General features: G+C 68.4%; 17 protein-coding genes and 1 tRNA gene. 13 read left to right on the forward strand and 5 right to left on the reverse strand.

Annotated features, from left to right (window positions below):
• Positions 1–222: 222 nt before the first annotated feature.
• The 3 genes from AC5W54_RS11145 (at position 223) to AC5W54_RS11155 (ending at position 4,942) form a co-directional block, all read left to right on the forward strand.
• Complete coding sequence (locus tag AC5W54_RS11145; RefSeq protein WP_495962160.1) at positions 223–1,218, forward strand: ProQ/FINO family protein; 996 nt, start codon at positions 223–225, stop codon at positions 1,216–1,218.
• Positions 1,219–1,641: 423 nt separating this feature from the next.
• Positions 1,642–2,706: a porin gene (locus AC5W54_RS11150; RefSeq protein ID WP_495962161.1), complete on the forward strand. Its 1,065-nt coding sequence runs from the start codon at positions 1,642–1,644 to the stop codon at positions 2,704–2,706.
• A gap of 235 nt (positions 2,707–2,941) precedes the next feature.
• On the forward strand, positions 2,942–4,942 hold the full coding sequence (locus AC5W54_RS11155; protein WP_495962162.1) for a diguanylate cyclase: 2,001 nt from the start codon (positions 2,942–2,944) through the stop codon (positions 4,940–4,942).
• A gap of 26 nt (positions 4,943–4,968) precedes the next feature.
• On the opposite strand, the gene AC5W54_RS11160 is transcribed toward AC5W54_RS11155, so the two are convergent.
• Together AC5W54_RS11160 and AC5W54_RS11165 are read right to left on the reverse strand one after the other, a co-directional pair.
• Entirely contained in the window at positions 4,969–6,060 is a 1,092-nt protein-coding gene (locus AC5W54_RS11160) for a type 2 periplasmic-binding domain-containing protein (RefSeq protein WP_495962163.1), read from the reverse strand.
• Between the two features lie 170 nt (positions 6,061–6,230).
• Positions 6,231–6,307 (reverse strand) — tRNA-Arg (locus tag AC5W54_RS11165).
• Positions 6,308–6,411: 104 nt separating this feature from the next.
• Between AC5W54_RS11165 and AC5W54_RS11170 the strand changes: the two genes are divergently transcribed.
• The 3 genes from AC5W54_RS11170 to AC5W54_RS11180 are packed head-to-tail and all read left to right on the forward strand — an operon-like array spanning position 6,412 to position 9,790.
• Positions 6,412–7,938 (forward strand): amidase, encoded by a 1,527-nt coding sequence (locus AC5W54_RS11170; RefSeq protein ID WP_495962164.1) that lies wholly within the window; start codon positions 6,412–6,414, stop codon positions 7,936–7,938.
• Between the two features lie 32 nt (positions 7,939–7,970).
• On the forward strand, positions 7,971–8,804 hold the full coding sequence (locus tag AC5W54_RS11175) for a methyltransferase domain-containing protein (RefSeq protein ID WP_495962165.1): 834 nt from the start codon (positions 7,971–7,973) through the stop codon (positions 8,802–8,804).
• Entirely contained in the window at positions 8,801–9,790 is a 990-nt protein-coding gene (locus AC5W54_RS11180) for a methyltransferase (RefSeq protein ID WP_495962166.1), read from the forward strand. The genes AC5W54_RS11175 and AC5W54_RS11180 overlap by 4 nt, the downstream gene beginning before the upstream one ends.
• Positions 9,791–9,807: 17 nt before the next feature.
• Here the strand turns inward: AC5W54_RS11180 and AC5W54_RS11185 are convergent, their stop codons facing one another.
• The 3 genes from AC5W54_RS11185 to greB are packed head-to-tail and all read right to left on the reverse strand — an operon-like array spanning position 9,808 to position 10,842.
• Positions 9,808–10,062 carry a DUF2442 domain-containing protein gene (locus tag AC5W54_RS11185; protein ID WP_495962167.1) on the reverse strand — a complete coding sequence of 85 codons (255 nt, stop codon included), beginning with the start codon at positions 10,060–10,062 and terminating at the stop codon, positions 9,808–9,810.
• A complete protein-coding gene (locus AC5W54_RS11190; RefSeq protein ID WP_495962168.1) occupies positions 10,031–10,288 on the reverse strand; it encodes a DUF4160 domain-containing protein in 258 nt (85 codons plus the stop codon). The genes AC5W54_RS11185 and AC5W54_RS11190 overlap by 32 nt, the downstream gene beginning before the upstream one ends.
• 14 nt (positions 10,289–10,302) lie before the next feature.
• A complete protein-coding gene (gene greB / locus AC5W54_RS11195) occupies positions 10,303–10,842 on the reverse strand; it encodes a transcription elongation factor GreB (protein WP_495962169.1) in 540 nt (179 codons plus the stop codon).
• Between the two features lie 135 nt (positions 10,843–10,977).
• On the opposite strand from greB, the gene AC5W54_RS11200 reads away from it, so the two are divergent.
• From AC5W54_RS11200 to chrA, 7 genes are all read left to right on the forward strand, one after another.
• Positions 10,978–11,613 (forward strand): tetratricopeptide repeat protein, encoded by a 636-nt coding sequence (locus AC5W54_RS11200; RefSeq protein ID WP_495962170.1) that lies wholly within the window; start codon positions 10,978–10,980, stop codon positions 11,611–11,613.
• Between the two features lie 93 nt (positions 11,614–11,706).
• A complete protein-coding gene (locus AC5W54_RS11205) occupies positions 11,707–12,354 on the forward strand; it encodes an NUDIX domain-containing protein (RefSeq protein ID WP_495962171.1) in 648 nt (215 codons plus the stop codon).
• Position 12,355: 1 nt separating this feature from the next.
• The gene (locus AC5W54_RS11210; RefSeq protein ID WP_495962172.1) at positions 12,356–12,802 is read left to right on the forward strand and encodes a DUF1249 domain-containing protein; all 447 of its coding nucleotides are present in this window, start codon (positions 12,356–12,358) and stop codon (positions 12,800–12,802) included.
• 43 nt (positions 12,803–12,845) lie between these two features.
• Positions 12,846–13,580 carry a phosphodiesterase gene (locus AC5W54_RS11215; protein ID WP_495962173.1) on the forward strand — a complete coding sequence of 245 codons (735 nt, stop codon included), beginning with the start codon at positions 12,846–12,848 and terminating at the stop codon, positions 13,578–13,580.
• Between the two features lie 116 nt (positions 13,581–13,696).
• Positions 13,697–14,689 carry a sulfate adenylyltransferase subunit CysD gene (gene cysD, locus AC5W54_RS11220; RefSeq protein ID WP_495962174.1) on the forward strand — a complete coding sequence of 331 codons (993 nt, stop codon included), beginning with the start codon at positions 13,697–13,699 and terminating at the stop codon, positions 14,687–14,689.
• A complete protein-coding gene (gene cysN, locus AC5W54_RS11225; protein ID WP_495962175.1) occupies positions 14,689–16,125 on the forward strand; it encodes a sulfate adenylyltransferase subunit CysN in 1,437 nt (478 codons plus the stop codon). The genes cysD and cysN overlap by 1 nt, the downstream gene beginning before the upstream one ends.
• 98 nt (positions 16,126–16,223) lie before the next feature.
• Positions 16,224–17,600, forward strand: a complete 1,377-nt coding sequence (gene chrA, locus AC5W54_RS11230; protein WP_495962176.1) for a chromate efflux transporter — start codon at positions 16,224–16,226, stop codon at positions 17,598–17,600.
• Positions 17,601–17,674: the final 74 nt, after the last annotated feature.

Below are 17,674 nucleotides of genomic sequence, written 5' to 3' on the forward strand. Positions count from 1 at the left end.
GGCTTTCGGCCAATTTCATTCGATCTGATTCGTTAAATAGCGCGCTATTCGCCTCATCAGATCGATAAACTTGTCTCGAAATCCGTGTTCCTCGCGACGATCGGTCAAATCCGACAGGCTCCTAGGCGGCGGTCGCCATCCGGCGACATTTGTCATGCCGGGGCATCTGGCACAGACTTGCAGCTGATGCGCCAACGACGAGTTTGCCTGGAGGGTCAGGGTTTGATCGAGGAACGCTCATACCGTCTGCTGGAGGCACTGGAGGGCCGTGTCGAGCACCTGCTGGCGACCCTGCACGAGTCCCGCGTGCAGCACTCGGCGATGCAGGCCCGGCTGGCCGAGCTGGAGCGGCGCCGCAGCGAGCTCGAGGCACACAACGCCGAGCTGGCCGCCCGGGCCGAGGAGGCGCTGGCCGGCCAGCGGGGCGTGGCGCAGCGCTGCGACGAGCTCGAGCGCCGCCTCGCCGAGCTCGAGGCGAACCGCCTGGAGCTGGTGGAAGAAAACCGCGAGCTCGACGAGCAGAATCGCGAGCTCGAGGAGCACAATCGCCACCTGCACGACAGGCTCGTCGCCGGCGAGGCGGGCGGCGGCTTCTCGCTGCCGGCACGGCGTGCCCAGGGGCTCTCGGCGCTGATCGGCCATCGCCCCAGGGGCACCGTCCGGCCGGTGGAGCCCGAGCCGCCGGCCGCCGAGTCGCCGCCCCCGGCGAATCGCCAGAGCGACCTGCCGATCGGCGAGGCGCCGTCGCCCCAGGCGCTGCTTGGCGAGTGGTACCAGCGCTACGCCTCGACCTTCTTCAAGGGACATACCCGGCCGCTCAAGATCGGCATCCACGAGGAGCTCGCCGCCCGCGAGCCCTGGCCGGAGAAGCTGGTGCGCCGGGCGCTGGCCTGCTACGTCAACCTGCCGCGCTATCTCAAGTCGGTGCGCGAGGACGCCGAGCGCATCGACCTTGACGGCCGGGCCGCCGGGCGGGTCGACGCCGAGGCCGCCGAACACGCCCGCAAGAAGCTCGAGCGGCTGCAGGCCAACCGCCGCAAGGCCCGCGGCAAGCCGCCGCGGCAGCAGGGCGGCGGTGAAAGGAAACACGGCGCCGAGGGCAAGCCGCCGGCCGACAAGCCGGCGCCCCGCCCCGACCAGCCGGCCGCCGATGCCCCGGCGCCGGCGACCCTCGAGGAGAAGCTCTCCGCCCTGCTGGCCAAGCACAACGGCCGCTGATCCCGCGCCGCGCGTGGCCGCGCCGACTTGCCATCGTCATATTCGCAGGGCATCATGAACCCGCTCATCGCTGCCTGGGCTGTATTCGGTCGATTCCATCGGCCAGCCGGCAGCGGCGGCCGGCCCGCCGGGAAGGCTCGCCGACCGCCAGCGCAAGGGAAAGTTCCGTACGGACGGTGCGCCGCGAAGGAAAACAGTGTTTTTTCTTGTTGCGTTCCCGAATATCCCGGTATAGAGTTCCCTTGCGAGCATTGGACTATAACAAGGCTTCGCTGAGGTGGTGCCGCGCCGCCTGCCATCCTCCCGGGAGGGAGCCGCGCAGGAGCGGTGAAAAAGAGCATGCCCGGCAAGCCGGCTGCATTCACACGAAGTGAATCGTGCAGTAACGATCGAAACAGTAAGCTAGTCAAAGGAACTATCGCGATGAAAAAGACACTGTTAGCGACTGCTATCGCCGGTGCCCTGGGCGCTTCCGCTGCCGCTCAGGCCGCTACCGTCTACGACCAGGACGGCACCCGTCTGGACCTCTACGGCCGTATCGCCCTGGGTGTCTCCGGTGGTGGTGAGGAAGTCAACGAAGACGGCGAGAAGATCAACGGTTCCGAGTTCCGCGACGTCTTCTCCCGCTTTGGTCTGCGCGGCACCCAGCGTATCAGCTCCGACCTGACCGCCTTCGGTAACTTCGAGCTGCGTCCGCGCATGGACGAGGTCAACCGCGACGGCCAGCAGGTCCGCAACAGCTTCCTGGGCCTGCGCAGCGACAGCTTCGGTACCATCCAGGCCGGTAACTTCGACAGCTTCTACCTGAACACCGTCGGCGCGCCCTTCGATGTCTATCTGGATCGCGGCTACGAGTTCACCGGCGGTAGCCACCAGGCCCGTGGCGACTCCGTCGGCTACATCTCGCCGAACCTGGAGGGCTTCCAGGCCTACCTGATGGGCAAGCACTTCTCCGGCAACGGTAACGAGGCGGGCTCCGAGGGCAGCAACTCCTCCAAGATCAATACCGCCGGTGGTGTGGTCTACGAGATCGACGCCCTGCGCCTGGGCCTGGGCTACGCCCAGGATCGCGAGAGCACCGGTGGCATCGGCGAGAACATCTACGGCGGCACCGCGAGCTTCGAGTTCGTGCCGGGCTTCTCCGCTCGTCTGGGCTACGAGTACCAGGCCGAGTTCGTAGACAAGATCGGTGTCGGCATGACCTATGCCGTCGCCGACTGGGCGTTTAACCTCGACTACTACCGCATCGAGTCTCAGGGCGACTTCAAGGCTGCTCAGGAGGCTGAAGGCCTGAGCACCAGTCGTAACTCCTGGGCCGCCGGCGCCTACTACAAGATCTCTCCGAACTTCGACGTCTTCGCCGAACTGCACGAGTCCGATCAGGGCACCATCATTGACAGCGACACCACCGGCAGCGATTTTGCCGACAACGTGCGCGATATCCGCGACAACGTCTACTGGCTGACCGGCGTTCGCTACCACTTCTAAGCGGCCCGTCGCTTGAAGTAGCGAATCCGCTGCAAGCAGTACACAGAAGCCGGCCCCTCGAGGGCCGGCTTTCTCGTGGGCGCCTGTCGAGTTTTCGCCCCGTGCGGTCAGTGAGCCAGGCACGACAGGGACGCCCGAGTCCGGCGATCGGGCCATCCCCTGGCTTGACCTGCGCTATCATCTGGTCTTCGATGACCCAACGAATCGGTAATCACTAACCCACCGGGGAATCCCCTTGCTGCTGCCGCGACTCCGGCTTCTCTTCCAGTCGGCCCTCTCCCTCCAGGGGCGGCTGCTGATCGGCCTGGCCGTCACCTGGGTGGTGGTGGCCCTGCTGCTGGTGGGAAGCGGCTGGCTGGCGGGGCAGAGGCTGGTGCGCGAGAGCAACTTCACCCACCTGAGCTATGAGGCACGGTTGATCGCCGACGAGATCACGGCTCAGGTCAACGGTCGACTGATCGCCCTGGAGCGGTTGGCCATCAGGCTCGACGAGGAGTTCGATCAGGATGACGGGGGACAACCCCAGGAGGCGTCGCTGCGCCACGAGCTGAGGCGCAGCGACGCCCTGCTCGAGTGGTTCAATGGCCTGGTGGTGGCGGATGCCGAGGGTGTCATCACGGCCGACTGGCCGTCGGTGGAGGGGCGTACGGGCCTGTCGACGGCCGAGACCGAGTACTTCCGCTTCGTCGAGGCCGTGCGCCGCCCCTATGTCAGCGCCCCCTTCGTCGGCCGCGCCAGCGGCATGCCGCTGGTGCTGTTCGTGGTGCCGCGGACGGAGCAGGGCGAGTTCGCCGGCTTCGTCGGCGGCTTCGTGAACATTCATTCCGGGGGGTTGTTCAGGCGCCTGCATCGGCTGCGTCTCGGGACCGGTGGCTTCGCCGCCGTGGCCACGGCCGGTGGCACCATCCTCTATCATCCCGACCCGAGCCTGGTGCTGCAGCCGGTACCCTCGATCGAGCACAACCCCATGCTGCACCGGGCGCTGGACGGCTGGCAGGGCGAGACGATGGCGACGCTGATCGGTGGCGGCGAGGCCTACCAGGCCTTCGCCCAGGTCTGGCCGGCCGACTGGGTGGTCGGCGTCTTCCTGCCGGTGGAGCAGGTGCATGCACCGCTGCAGTCGCTGTTTCGCCAGCTCTGGTGGTTCGGTGTCGGTTTCGCCCTGCTGCTGCTGCCGCTGATGTGGTGGCTCGTGCGCCATGCCCTGGTCCCCATGCACCGGCTCGAGACACAGATCGACGAGGTGGGCGAGGGGCGGCGCAGCCGGGTGAGGCTCGACACCCGGATGCACGAGATCCGACGGCTGGCCGGCACCTTCAATCGGGTGGAGGAGGAGCGCAGCACGGCCCTCGAACGGCTCCAGGACCGCCAGGCGTTCCTCGATGCCGTGCTGTCGTCGTCGCCGCTGGGCATGTTCGTCACCGACACCGCGGGCAACGTCAGCTACATGAATCCGGCGCTGGCGGAGCTGACCGGACGCGTCTTCACCCGGCGTGACGAATCGTCGTGGGTGAAGCATATCCACCGCGAGGACCGCCAGTCGGCCATCGACCTGTGGCAATACAGCCTCGAGACCGGCGACGACTTCCGTCGGCAGTTCCGCTATGTCCGCGCCGACGGGGGGCTGCTGTGGCTCGAGGTGCATGCCAGCCGGGTGGCCATCGACGGCCGGATCATCGGCTTCGTGGGCACGGTCAAGGACATCACCGACCGCCATCACGAGGAGGCGCTGCGCCGCTGGGAGGCCGAGCACGATCCCCTCACCGGCCTGCTCAACCGGCGCGGCTTCGAGCGCCGCCTCGAGGAGGCGCTGGCCGAGTGGCACAAGGCCGGTACGCCCTCGGCGCTGCTGCTCTTCGACCTGGACAGCTTCAAGCCGATCAACGACGAGGGCGGTCATGCCCTCGGCGACGAGATGCTCAGGCGCATCGCCCAGGTGGTGGCCTGGGAGGTGCGGCGCAGCGACCACGTCGCCCGTCAGGGGGGCGACGAGTTCGGCGTGCTGCTGCCGAGCTGTACCCTTTGTCAGGCCCGGCAGATCGCCGAGACGCTGCGCCGGGCGGTAGGCGAGATCGTCGTGAGGCATCAGGGCCGCGAGTATCGCGTCACCCTGAGCATCGGCGTCACCGCCTTCCAGGAGGGCGACCTCGAGGTTGGCACGGTCATCCAGCGTGCCGACGCCGCCAGCTACCGGGCCAAGGCCGCCGGCCGCAATCAGGTCGAGGTCTTCGGTTGACCGCGGGATGCCAGTGCGACGGGGGCTCAGTCGAAGTCGGTACCGAAGCGTGCGCTGAGCAGGTTGCGCAGGAAGTCGAGCACCTCCGGCGAGGCGGCGTCCATGGCGGCCTTGATCCGCTCGAGGTCGTCACCCCACAGGAGCTCGTATTCCCCGAGGAGATTGGCGCTGGCCTCCTGGAACTCGGGGTCGTTGACCATGGCCTCGACGCCGAGGCGCAGGGCCTCCATGGCGTCCTCGGGGATGTCGGCGTGGGCCCAGAGCGTGCCGCGGCTGTTCTGCACCAGCGGCACGGTGACCTTGAAGGCCTCCCAGACGGTGCCGGAAGGCATCTCGCCATGGATCCGCTCGTAGAGCTCGGGGGCGGTGATCATGTCCGGTACCGCCGGGTCGCGCCGCGGGCTGCCGTCCTCGTCGAGGAAGCCGATCGCGTAGAGCGGCATGGCGCGACCCTCCTCGACCAGCGGCAGGAGCCTGGCGAGATAGCCGGCCGTGCTCTGGGTGTTGAGCATCAGTTCGCCGCGTTCGAAGCCGACGCGGGTGTCGCCGCGGTTGCCGTAGCCCGGCACCCCCCGGTAGTCGATCCCGAGCAGCTCCATGGCCAGCACCGACTCGATCAGGCCGATCGGGTCGGTGATGCCCTTGGTCATCGAGCCCTGAACCTCGAGCACCTCGGTGGGGGCTTCGATGCCGGCGCGGGTGGAGATGACGGTGACATGGCCCATGGGAGCGGTGACCACCGGTTCCAGCGTGTCGAGGTCGAGGCGCAGGCCGCGTAGCCCGAGGATGGCGCGCAGGTTGAGGTGACCGGAGGCGGCCAGCAGGGTGGTGCCATCATGGTCGACGCGTTCGGCGAACTCGTTGCTGCCCAGCAGGCCACCGACATCGGTGATGTTCTCGGCCACGATGGTCGGCTGCCCCGGGATGTGCCGGCCCAGGTGACGGCCGATCAGGCGGCCGAAGGCGTCGGTACCGCCCCCCGGAGTGAAGGGGATGATCATGCGGATGGTCTTGTCGGCGTAGTAGTCGTCGGCGGCTGCCTGGGCGGTACTCGGCAGGCTGGCGGCGAAGAGTACCATTCCCGCCACGAGGGCGGGCAGGAGACGGAACTTGACCATGTGACGGGCTCCGGCGAGGCATGGCGGTCCTGTGCTTGGTTGCCCCGGGTGTCGCTCCAGCCACAGGGGCTGGGAACAGCATAGGCAGCGGGCTCGGCGATCACCAGTGCATGTACGCGGCGTCCGGCTGAGGGTATAGGCTGAAGATGGAGGCCGAGAGCGATCGAGAGTGGCGCCCTCTGCAGGATTCGAACCTGCGACCTGCCGCTTAGGAGGCGGCTGCTCTATCCTGCTGAGCTAAGAGGGCGAAACGCGGCGCATTATAAGCGCTTGCGCGAATGAGATAAACCCGTCGGCCCGGTACTGGCGCTGTCGAGGGACTCGTGCGAGGACGCAGGTAAGGGAGATGCCATGGAACCGAGCGAGTATCGGGCCCATGATGGCCTGGGGTTGGCGGCCCTGATTCGCCGCGGGGAGGTGAGCCGGGAGGAGGTCTTCGCGGCGGCCTGTGCCACTATCGAGGCGGAGAATCCCCGCCTGCGGGCGGTGGTGCGCTACCGTTTCGAGCGGGCCGAGCAGGAGGGGCGACGGGTCGATCCGGCAGCGCTCTTCGCCGGGGTACCGACCCTGACCAAGGACCTGCTGATGGCCATCGCCGGCGAACCGCTCGCCTTCGGCAGTGCAGCTCTGGTCGACTGGCGGGCGCCGGAGGACGCCACTCTGGTGCGTCGCCTGCGCGAGGCGGGGCTGGTGATCCTCGGCCAGACCGCCACGCCGGAACTGGGGCTGATGGGGATCACCGAGCCGCGAGCCTTTCCCCATCCCCGGAATCCCTGGAAGTCAGGACACTCGCCGGGTGGGTCAAGCGGCGGTGCCGCCGCGGCGGTGGCCGGCGGGCTGGTGCCCCTGGCCATGGCCGGCGATGGTGGCGGTTCGATCCGTATCCCGGCCAGCTACTGTGGCCTGTTCGGCCTCAAGCCCTCTCGCGGGCGGGTTCCCCTCGGCCCCCAGTACGCGGAGGTATGGCAAGGGGCGGTGGTGGAGCACGTCCTGACCCGCAGCGTGCGTGACAGCGCGGCACTGCTCGACCAGACCAACGGCATGGACGAGGGGGCACCCCAACCGCTGCCCCGCGAGAATGGCTTCCTGGCCGCCATCGCCCGGCCGCCCGCGCGGCTCAAGGTGGCCGTCTCCCTGGGCGAGCCGCTGGGGGCACCGCTGGGAGCCCGGCTCGACCCCGAGGTGCGGCGTGCCGTGGAGCAGGCCGCCCATCGCCTGGAGGCGATGGGACATACGGTGGAGTGGTGCGACCCACCGGTGGACGGCGAGCGGCTGGCCGACAGCTACCTGACGCTCTACCTGGGACACCTGGCCGCCGACCTGGCCTGGATCAGCGAACAGACGGGCGTTCCGGTGGGGCGGCTCGACATCGAACCCTCGACCCGGGCGATCGGCCGGCTGGGGCGTTGCCTGTCGGCACGGGACTATGAGCTGGCCAAGCGCTACTGGAATCGGGTGGCGCGCACCATGGGCGAGTTCCACCGCCGCTTCGACATGCTGCTGATGCCGGTGGCGGCGACGCCGGCCCCACGCCTCGGCGAACTCTATCCCGATGCCGGCAAGGAGCGACTGATGTCGTTGCTGGCGCTGCCGGGGGTTTCCCTCCTGGCGCTCAAGGCCGGCATGCTGCATCGCCTGGCCCGGGAATCGCTCGGCCGTACTCCCTTCACCCAGTTGGCCAATCTCACGGGACAGCCGGCCATGTCGCTTCCGCTGCACGTCACGCCGGACGGCCTGCCGGTAGGCGTACAGGTGATCGGTCCCATGGGCGATGAGCGTCGACTGCTGGCGCTGGCCGCCGAGATCGAGGCCGACAGCAGGTGGGGGCGCCACCTGCCTCGGCTCCCGAACGATGAGTCGTGGGCCGATCCCGGGTAGAATGCCCGGCGAACCCGCCCGACGAGGTCGGTATGTCCGAGACTCCTTTGCCCCTTTCCCCGGCCGGCGATCGTTACTTCGATGGCCTGGCCGACAAGTTCACCGACAGCCTCTATGGGGCGGCTCGCGGCGAGCTACGCCTGGCGCTGCTCGACCGGCTGCTGCCGGGGATGCTGCACCTCGACGGCCAGCCGTTGCTCGACGTGGGGGGCGGCCTGGGCCAACTGGCTGCCTGGTTCGCCACCCGAGGCCATGCGGTGACCCTGGCCGAGCCCTCCGGGGAGATGCTCGCGCGGGCCCGGGCGCGCCTGGCCGGGCAGTCGGTGAGCCTGCTCCAGGCGCCGCTGCAGGCCCTGCCCGAGCGCGCCCCCGGCCCCTGGCGGCTGATCGCCTGTCATGCGGTACTGGAATGGCTGGCCGATCCCCGGGCGGCCCTCGCCACCCTGGCGGGGCTGCTGGCGCCGGATGGCCAGCTCTCGCTGATGGTCTTCAACCGCGACGCGCTGCGGATGTCCAACGTGGTCAAGGGTAACCTGGAGAAGGCGCTGGCCGATCGTCTCGCAGGCACCGGCCGACGCCGTCGGCTGACCCCGATCTCGCCGCTGACCCATGGCCAGATCGAGGCCTGGGCGGCCGAGAACGGGCTGGCGATCTCGGCGGTCGCGGGCATTCGCGTCTTCCACGACTACCTGCGCCAGCCGCCCACCGGCGAGCGCGACCGGGAGCGACTCCTCGAGCTCGAGTGGCGCTACTGCCGGAGCGATCCCCACTGGCGGCTGGGTCGCTACCTGCTCTACACCCTGGAACGCCCCGCGGCGTCTCGTCATCCCGACCCCCGTACGCCCCCAGAGGAGCCCGCTTCATGAGTGCCGAGACCCCGGTCTGTCAGCTGCTGGAACGCCAGGACGCCGACTACCGAGGCTGGTGGTGGGTGGCGCCGCCACGGGACGCCTGGCTGGAAACGGGAGAGGGCGCGGTGATCAGCGCCGACGCGGCGGTGCTCGCGGCCTGGCGTGGCCATGGCCGGCCGGCCTTCTCGCCTTTCGATGACGGCCTGCCGGGCGACGCGCCGGGGGCGGTGCTGTTCTGGCCCAAGAGCCATGCACTGGGCGAATGGTGGCTGCTGTGGCTCTGTGCGGTGCTGCCGCCGGGCACGCCGCTGCAGCTCACCGGCGAGAACCAGGGCGGCATCAAGCGGGTGCTCAAGGCGCTGGCGGCGCTGGGGCTGGGCTGTCGCAAGGTCGATAGCGCCCGGCGCTGCTCGCTGTTCGAGACACGCCTCGCCCGGGTCGGTCTCGACCCCGACGCGGCCTGGTCGTCGTTCGAGGTCGAGGGGGTGACCCTGGCCAGCCACCCGGGGGTGTTCGGCCACGGCAAGCTCGACGAGGGCACCCGGCTGTTGCTCGAGCAACTGCCCGGCCGGGTGCCGGCGGACAGCGAGGTACTCGACATGGGCTGCGGTGACGGCATCCTGGCCGCCTGGCTGGCCCGGTGCGGGGCCCGGGTCACCGCGGTGGACATCAACGCCTTCGCCGTGGAGGCGACCCGCCGCACGCTCGCCGCCAACGGCCTGGCCGGCGAGGCGCGGGTCGGCGACGTCTACGCCACGCTCGGCGAGCGGCGCTTCGATATCATCGTCAGCAACCCGCCCTTCCATCAGGAGCGGGCCATCGACTACGGGCCGGCGGCGCGACTGATCCTGGAAGCCCCCGACCACCTGGTGCCCGGCGGCCGGCTGATGATCGTGGCCAACGCCTTCCTGCCCTACCCGGACCTGCTCGAGCGCGCCTTCGGCAGTTTCGAGACCCTCGCCGACGACCGCCGCTTCCGGGTCTATCGGGCGGTGAGGTGATGCTCGAGGCGGAGACGTCAGGCGACACGCCCATGATGGTGGGTCGTGTCCCCTCTGCCGGCAAGCAATCCTTCCACGGAGATATCCTCGTCGAGCTCGTCCCAATGGAGCCCCTGGCCGGAATAGCTGATCCGGTATTTTTCACGTGCCTCGGGGCTGGCGTGCAGCAGGCGAGGAAACCAGGCCAGTGGCACTCCCAGCGTCCTGCCATCGCTGAGCTCGACCCACATGGTGTGTTCGTCAAAGCTGGCGGTCTTGGCTGAAATGCTCATTCCAGGCCCTCTCGATATCATGGCGATGCTCCTCGACCAATTGCATAAGTCGAGATAGCTGCTTCCGATTGTAACCACTGCTACTGGCAATGGCGATGTGCGGCATCACCCATATCTTGGCTTCGCCATCTCCGCTTTCGGCGTGGATATGCATGGGCTCCAGCGGGTTTCCTTCGTTCGAGTAGAAGAAGAAACGTATGCCCTTGTAGCGGAAGACCACAGGCATGGTGTGATGCTCCTTCAGGCCTGCGGATCACGATAGGCGATCCCGGTGATGATATAGCTTGCTTCGCCGCCCGGGGCGGCGACGGTCACCTCGTCGTCCAGCGACTTGCCGAGCAGCGCCCGGGCCAGGGGCGCGTCGACGCTGATCCAGCGCTGCGCGGTGTCGGTCTCGTCGTGGCCGACGATGCGCAGTTGCAGCTCCTCGCCGTCGTCGTCCTCGAGGGTGACGAAGGCGCCGAAGTAGACCCGCTCGGTGTCGGCCGGCAGCCGGTCGACCACCGTGAGCTCGTCGAGGCGCTTGGTCAGGTAGCGGATGCGGGCGATGACCCGGTTCAGCTCCTTCTTGTTGTAGGTGTAGTCGGCGTTCTCGCTGCGGTCGCCGAGTGCCGCCGCCTCGCCGACCTTGGCCGAGAGCGCGGGGCGCTTGACCCGCGACAGGTGGTCGAGGATGCCGCGCAGGCGCGCGGCGCCCTCGGCGGTGATCAGGTTGCTCTTGGGTTCCTGGCGCGGGTCCTTGGCCGGGTCGCGCCAGCGTGTCATGTTGCGGCCTTTCATCCGGTTCGACCCTCCCGTGGGTGGAGAGACGCAACATACGCCATCGGCGCCTGCGGCGCCAAGTCACTGGCGAATCATTCAAACGTTCGTTACATTTCGGGGTGGGACAACGACAAGACACCGAGGAGACAAGGCATGATTCGACGCCATCTGCGGGTTGCCGCCCTGGGCCTGGGGCTCGCCATCGCTCCGCTCGCCGGCCTGCTCGCCTGGGAGGGGGAGGTCGACGCCCTGAAGAGCCGCTGGGAGCGGGTCACCACCGAGCTGCCTGAGGGGGAGCGCCGCGGCGCCCTGAAGGCGCTGGCCGAGGAGGCCGAACGCCTGGTCGAGGCTCATCCCGAGGCGGCCCTGCCGCGGGTCTGGCATGGCATCATCGAGGCGTCTCATGCCCGGGAGCGCAGCGGCCTGGGGGCACTGGGCAGTGCCCGCAGCGCCCGCGATGCCCTGGAGCGGGCCATCGAGCTCGACCCCGAGGGCGCCAACGGCTCGGCCTATGTGACCCTGGGAGCGCTCTACCACCGGGCTCCCGGGCGGCCGCTGGGCTTCGGCAACAGCGACACCGCCGAGCGCATGTTCCGCCGCGCCCTGGAGATCCGCCCCGAAGGCATTGACGTCAACTTCTACTACGCCGCCTTTCTCGAGGAGGAGGGGCGCCTCGACGAGGCCCGCGAGCATGCGCAGCGTGCCATGGAGGGCGAGCCCCGGGCGGATCGCCGGGCCTCCGACGCGGCGCTGAGGGAACGGGCGAGGGCGCTGCATTCCCGCCTCTGATCGCCTCCGTCGCCGGCCGTCGCTTCCCGCGGCGGTTGGCATCCTCCTGCTGGGTCATGATAATGGTCGCCAGCCTGCGATCCGGAGACCGGCATGAGCGACTCCCTTCACGAGCACGATCAGGATCTCACCACCACGGCCCCGTTCTCGGGCGCCGATGTGGCACTGCTGGAGCGGCGCCGCCTGCACCAGGGCTTCTTTCGCCTGGAGGAGTTGCACCTGCGCCATCGCCTGTTCGAGGGTGGCTGGAGCGGTGAGGTGGTGCGCGAGGTACATCATCGACACGACGCCGTGGGTGTGCTGCTCTATGATGTGGAGCGTGACACCGTGGTGCTGATCGAGCAGTTCCGTGCCGGTGCACTCGACGACCCCGCGTCACCCTGGAAGCTGGAGGTGGTGGCGGGACTCGTCGAGCGGGGCGAGAGCGTCGCCGAGGTCGCCCGCCGCGAGGCGCAGGAAGAGGCCGGCTGCGAGGTGGGCGAGCTGATCGAGCTGCATACCTACTACCCCAGCCCCGGGGCCTGCGACGAGCGGGTCACCCTGTTCTGTGGCCTGGTGGACAGCCGCGGCCTGGGTGGGGTGCACGGGCTCGACGAGGAACACGAGGACATCCGCGTGCATGTGTTGCCGTTTACCCGAGCGTGGGAACTCCTCCAGGCCGGGCGACTCGACAATGCCATGTGTCTGATCGCCTTCCACTGGCTGGCGGGCGAACGCGCATCACTGCGAGCAAGGAGGTAGCGTGTCGAGAACAGCCTATGTCACCGACCTGAAGAGCCTGCAGGGCGAGTGCACCGCCAACTACCTGCGCCTGACCCGGCTGCTGGGTGAGCTCGACGCCGGCGAGACCCGCGAGGTGGAGCTGCTCCGCGGTAGCCGACGGTTCGGGGCGCTGTGCCTCGATGTGCTCGAGCACGCCCCCTACACCACCATCGCTCAGGTCTCCCAGCAGGGCGTGCTCGACGAACTGATGGATACCCCACGCATGCGCGTGCACCTCTACCACGACGTGCGCATGGCCGAGGTCACCGACTTCCAGCGTCAGCGCCATTTCAGTGGCCGCTACCGTTACCCCAACGCGCGCATGCACCAGCCCGACGAGAAACTGCAGCTCAACCGCTTCCTCGGTGAGTGGCTCGAGTACGGCCTGGCCCACGGCCACTCCGTCGACCTGCCAGAGCTGCCTTGAACCAGTTACCTTGAATAACCCGCCCTGACGAGATGTTGCCCCGATGCGCCTGATCCAGATCAGCGACTGCCACCTTCATGCCGACCCCCGCGCCCGTTCCCGGGCCGGTTTCCCGCTGCGCCAGCTCGAGGCGGTGATCGAGGCGGTGAATCGGGAGCGGCCGGACATGGTGCTGGTGACCGGCGACGTCAGCCAGGACGAGACGGCGGGCTCCTATCAGTTGGCGGCCGATGCCCTCGGAAAGCTGAACGCGCCCTGGTTCTGGCTGGCGGGCAACCATGACGAGCCGGCGCTGATGGCCGAGGTCCGCGAGCCGCTCGACGCCCTGGATCTCGATACCTGGCGGGTGCTGCTGCTGGATACCCGGGTCGCCGGCCAGCCCTACGGCGAGCTGGGGCCCGAGCGGCTCGGCTGGCTGGCCGACCGGCTCGAGGAGAACGACCGACCGACCCTGCTGGTGATGCATCACCCGCCGTTGGCCATCGGCTCGGCCTGGCTCGACGAGATCGGCCTGCTGGATCGCGAGGCCCTCTGGCAGACCCTGGCAGCCCATCGCCAGGTGAAGGCGATCCTCTGCGGCCATATCCACCAGGCCTTCGCCGCTCACCGACAACTGGGCGAGGGCGAGGTGGCGGTCTACGGTTGCCCCTCCACCACCGATCAGTTCCTGCCCGGCGCGGAGCACTTCGCCGTCGATGAGGCCTCGCGGCCCGGCTACCGCATCGTCGACCTCAAGGCCGGCGAACTGGCCACCTGGGTGGAGCGGGTGGATCTCTGAACCGCCAAGAGTTTCGTTCTAAAAAGATAGTTATTAATTCTTTTGGGTTATTATCGATCCGGCGTTACCCTGTCCCGCATGATCTCCCGTTCAACGTCATGCGAGGTAGCCGGGCCATGACCACTCATGTTGCACCGACACGTCATGCACCCTTCCGCGAATCGGCCGCCCAGGTCGGCAGTGCGCCATCGGGCGCCGCCATCACGCCCCGTCGGCTGACCCACCTCGAGCAGCTCGAGGCCGAGTCGATCCACATCATCCGCGAGGTGGCGGCCGAGTTCTCGAACCCGGTGATGCTCTACTCCATCGGCAAGGACTCCTCGGTGATGCTGCACCTGGCGCGCAAGGCGTTCTACCCGGGCCCGCCGCCGTTCCCGCTGCTGCACGTGGACACCACCTGGAAGTTCCGCGAGATGATCGCCTTCCGCGACCGCATGGCGACGGAGGCGGGCATGGAGCTGCTGGTGCACACCAACGAGGAGGGGCGGGCCGCCGGCATCAACCCCTTCGATCACGGCTCGAGCGGCTACACCGACGTGATGAAGACCCAGGCCCTCAAGCAGGCCCTGGACCAGTACGGCTTCGACGCCGCCTTCGGCGGCGCCCGCCGCGACGAGGAGGCGTCCCGTGCCAAGGAGCGGGTGTTCTCCTTCCGCGACAGGCACCACCGCTGGGACCCCAAGAACCAGCGCCCCGAACTGTGGAACCTCTACAACGCCCGGGTCAACAAGGGCGAGTCGATCCGCGCCTTCCCGCTCTCCAACTGGACCGAGCTCGATATCTGGCAGTACATCTACCTCGAGTCGATCCCCATCGTGCCGCTCTACTACAGCGCCCCGCGCCCGGTGGTCGAACGCGACGGCATGCTGATCATGGTCGACGACGAGCGGATGCCGCTCGCGCCCGGCGAGGTGCCGGAAGAGAAGTGGGTGCGCTTCCGCACGCTCGGCTGCTACCCGCTGACCGGGGCGGTCGAATCGAAGGCGGCTACCCTGCCCGAGATCATCCAGGAGATGCTGCTGACCCGCACCAGCGAGCGCAGCGGCCGCGCCATCGACCACGACCAGGCGGGCTCCATGGAGAAGAAGAAGCGCGAGGGGTATTTCTGATGGCTCACCAATCGAACCTGATCGCCGACAACATCGAGCAGTACCTGCACGAGCACGAGAACAAGGACCTGCTGCGCTTCATTACCTGCGGCAGCGTCGACGACGGCAAGTCGACCCTGATCGGCCGGCTGCTGCACGACTCCAAGATGATCTTCGACGACCAGCTCGCGGCGATCACTCAGGCGTCGAAGAAGAGCGGCACCACCGGCGACGAGGTCGACCTGGCGCTGCTGGTCGACGGTCTGCAGTCGGAGCGCGAGCAGGGCATCACCATCGATGTCGCCTACCGCTTCTTCTCCACCGACAAGCGCAAGTTCATCATCGCCGACACCCCGGGGCACGAGCAGTATACCCGCAACATGGCCACCGGGGCCTCCACGGCGAGCCTCGCGATCATCCTGATCGACGCGCGCTACGGGGTGCAGACCCAGACCCGCCGGCACAGCTTCATCGCCGACCTGCTGGGCATCCAGCATCTGGTGGTGGCCATCAACAAGATGGACCTGGTCGAGTACTCCCAGGCACGCTACGACGAAATCGTCGCCGAGTACCGGGAGGTCGCCGACAAGCTCCATGCCCGCGACATCCGCTTCGTGCCCATGTCGGCGCTCAAGGGCGACAACGTGGTCAACAAGAGCGAGGCCATGGCGTGGTACTCCGTCGATGGCCAACCAGGGCCGGCGCTGCTCGAGCTACTCGAGAGCGTCGAGATCAGCCGCGACCGCAACCTCACCGACCTGCGCCTGCCGGTGCAGTTCGTCAACCGGCCGAACCTCGACTTCCGCGGCTACGCCGGCACCCTGGAGGCGGGCGTGCTGCGTCCGGGGCAGGCGGTCAAGGTGCTGCCCTCCGGCAAGACCTCGACGATCGAGCGCATCGTCACCTTCGACGGCGACCTCGAGGCCGCCTGGCCAGGGCAGGCGATCACCGTGACCCTCGACGACGAGATCGACGTCTCCCGCGGCGACTGGCTCGTCGCCGAGGACGCCGAGGTGGCGCTCGCCAGCGCCTTCGACGCCGATATCGTGTGGATGCACGAGGAGGCCCTGACGCCGGGGCGGCAGGTCGACATCCGCCTCGCCGGGCGCTCCGTCTCGGGGCAGGTAGAGGTCATCCACCACCAGGTCGACGTCAACACCCTGGAGCACCACGCCGCCGAGCGCCTCGAGCTCAACGCCATCGCCCGTTGCCGGGTGGCGCTGACCGCCGAGGTGCCGCTGGACGACTACGCCACCAGCCCGGGGACCGGCAGCTTCATCGTCATCGACCGGCTAACCAACGTGACGGTGGGGGCGGGCATGATCCGTGCCGTGTCGGAAGGCGTGGCGGAGAGCCAGGAGGTCGACTGGGCCGGCTTCGAGCTCGAGCTCAACGCCCTGGTCCGCAAGTACTTCCCCCACTGGGAGGCGAAGGACCTGCGCGAACTGCTGCGCTGAGCCGTCGTCCGTCATCCCGCTGTCCCGGAGCCCCGCGATCATGCGGGGCTTCGCTTTCCGGTATGCTGTGCTCCTCTTCATCTTGACCTCGAGGCGTCATGACTCCCTCCGTCGAGCTGCCCCACGACGTTCCCTTCCGCGAGGCCGTGCGCGTCTGGCTGCGCATCGCCCTGCTGAGCTTCGGCGGACCCGCCGGGCAGATCGCCGTGATGCACCGCATCCTGGTCGAGGAGAAGCGGTGGATCGGCGAGAACCGCTTCCTGCACGCCCTCAACTACTGCATGCTGCTGCCCGGGCCGGAGGCGCAGCAGCTGGCGATCTACATCGGCTGGCTGATGCACCGCACCCGGGGTGGGCTGCTGGCCGGCACGCTGTTCGTGCTGCCGGGGTTCATCGCCATCCTCGCGCTCAGCTACCTGTACGCCGCCCTGGGCAACGTGGGGCTGGTGGCGGGGCTCTTCTTCGGCCTCAAGGCCGCGGTGCTGGCCATCGTGGTCAACGCGGTGGTGCGCATCGGCAAGCGGGCGCTGAGGAACCATGTCATGCTGGGCATCGCCGCGGCGGCCTTCGTGGCGATCTTCTTCCTGGATATCGCCTTTCCCCTGATCATCATCGCCGCAGCGCTGATCGGCTTCTTCGGTGGTCGGGCCGGCTCGTCGCGGTTCCGCGTGGGCGGCGGGCACGGTGCCACCGGCGAGCGGGGGCTCCAGGATCGCGACTCGCTGCTCGGCGAGCGGTTGCCGGCCCATGCGCTCCCGAACCGGGCCTGGTCGCTGAAGATCTCGGCGAGCTTCCTCGCCCTGTGGCTCACGCCGGTGGCACTGCTGCTGCTGATGCTCGGGGTCGACGACGTCTTCACCCAGATCGCCACCTTCTTCAGCCGGATGGCGGTGGTCACCTTCGGCGGCGCCTATGCGGTGCTCAGCTACGTGGCCCAGGCGGCGGTGCAGAGCTACGGCTGGCTGGCGCCGGGGGAGATGCTCGACGGCCTGGGCATGGCCGAGACCACGCCCGGCCCCCTGATCCAGGTGGTGCAGTTCGTCGGCTTCATGGGCGCCTTCCGCGATGCCGGCGCCCTGGACCCCTGGCTGGCGGCCACCCTGGCGGCGGTGCTGACCACCTGGGTCACCTTCGTGCCCTGCTTCCTGTGGATCTTCCTCGGCGCTCCCTACGTCGAGCGGCTGCGCGACAACGCCGCGCTGAGCGGTGCGATGACCGCGATCACCGCCGCGGTGGTCGGGGTGGTGCTCAACCTGGCAGTATGGTTCGGCATCCATGTGGTCTTCGCCGAGGTCGGCGAGTGGCGCGGCGCGGGGCTGCGGCTGCTGGTGCCCGACCCGGCCTCGCTGGAGCCGTTCGCGCTGCTGCTCTCCGTCGGCGCCATGCTGGCCATCTTTCGCTTCAAGGTGGGCATGCTCAAGGTACTGGGGGCCTGTGCGTTGACGGGGATGTTGCTGTCGCTGCTGGGGGCGTAGCGGCGAGAGACCGGCCGGGTCTCGGTGCGATGTATTGAGCCTGGGGCTCACTCCTTCATACTGGTCATCATCGA

The sequence above is a fragment of the Halomonas sp. LMYGS-3 genome, from assembly GCF_059509875.1.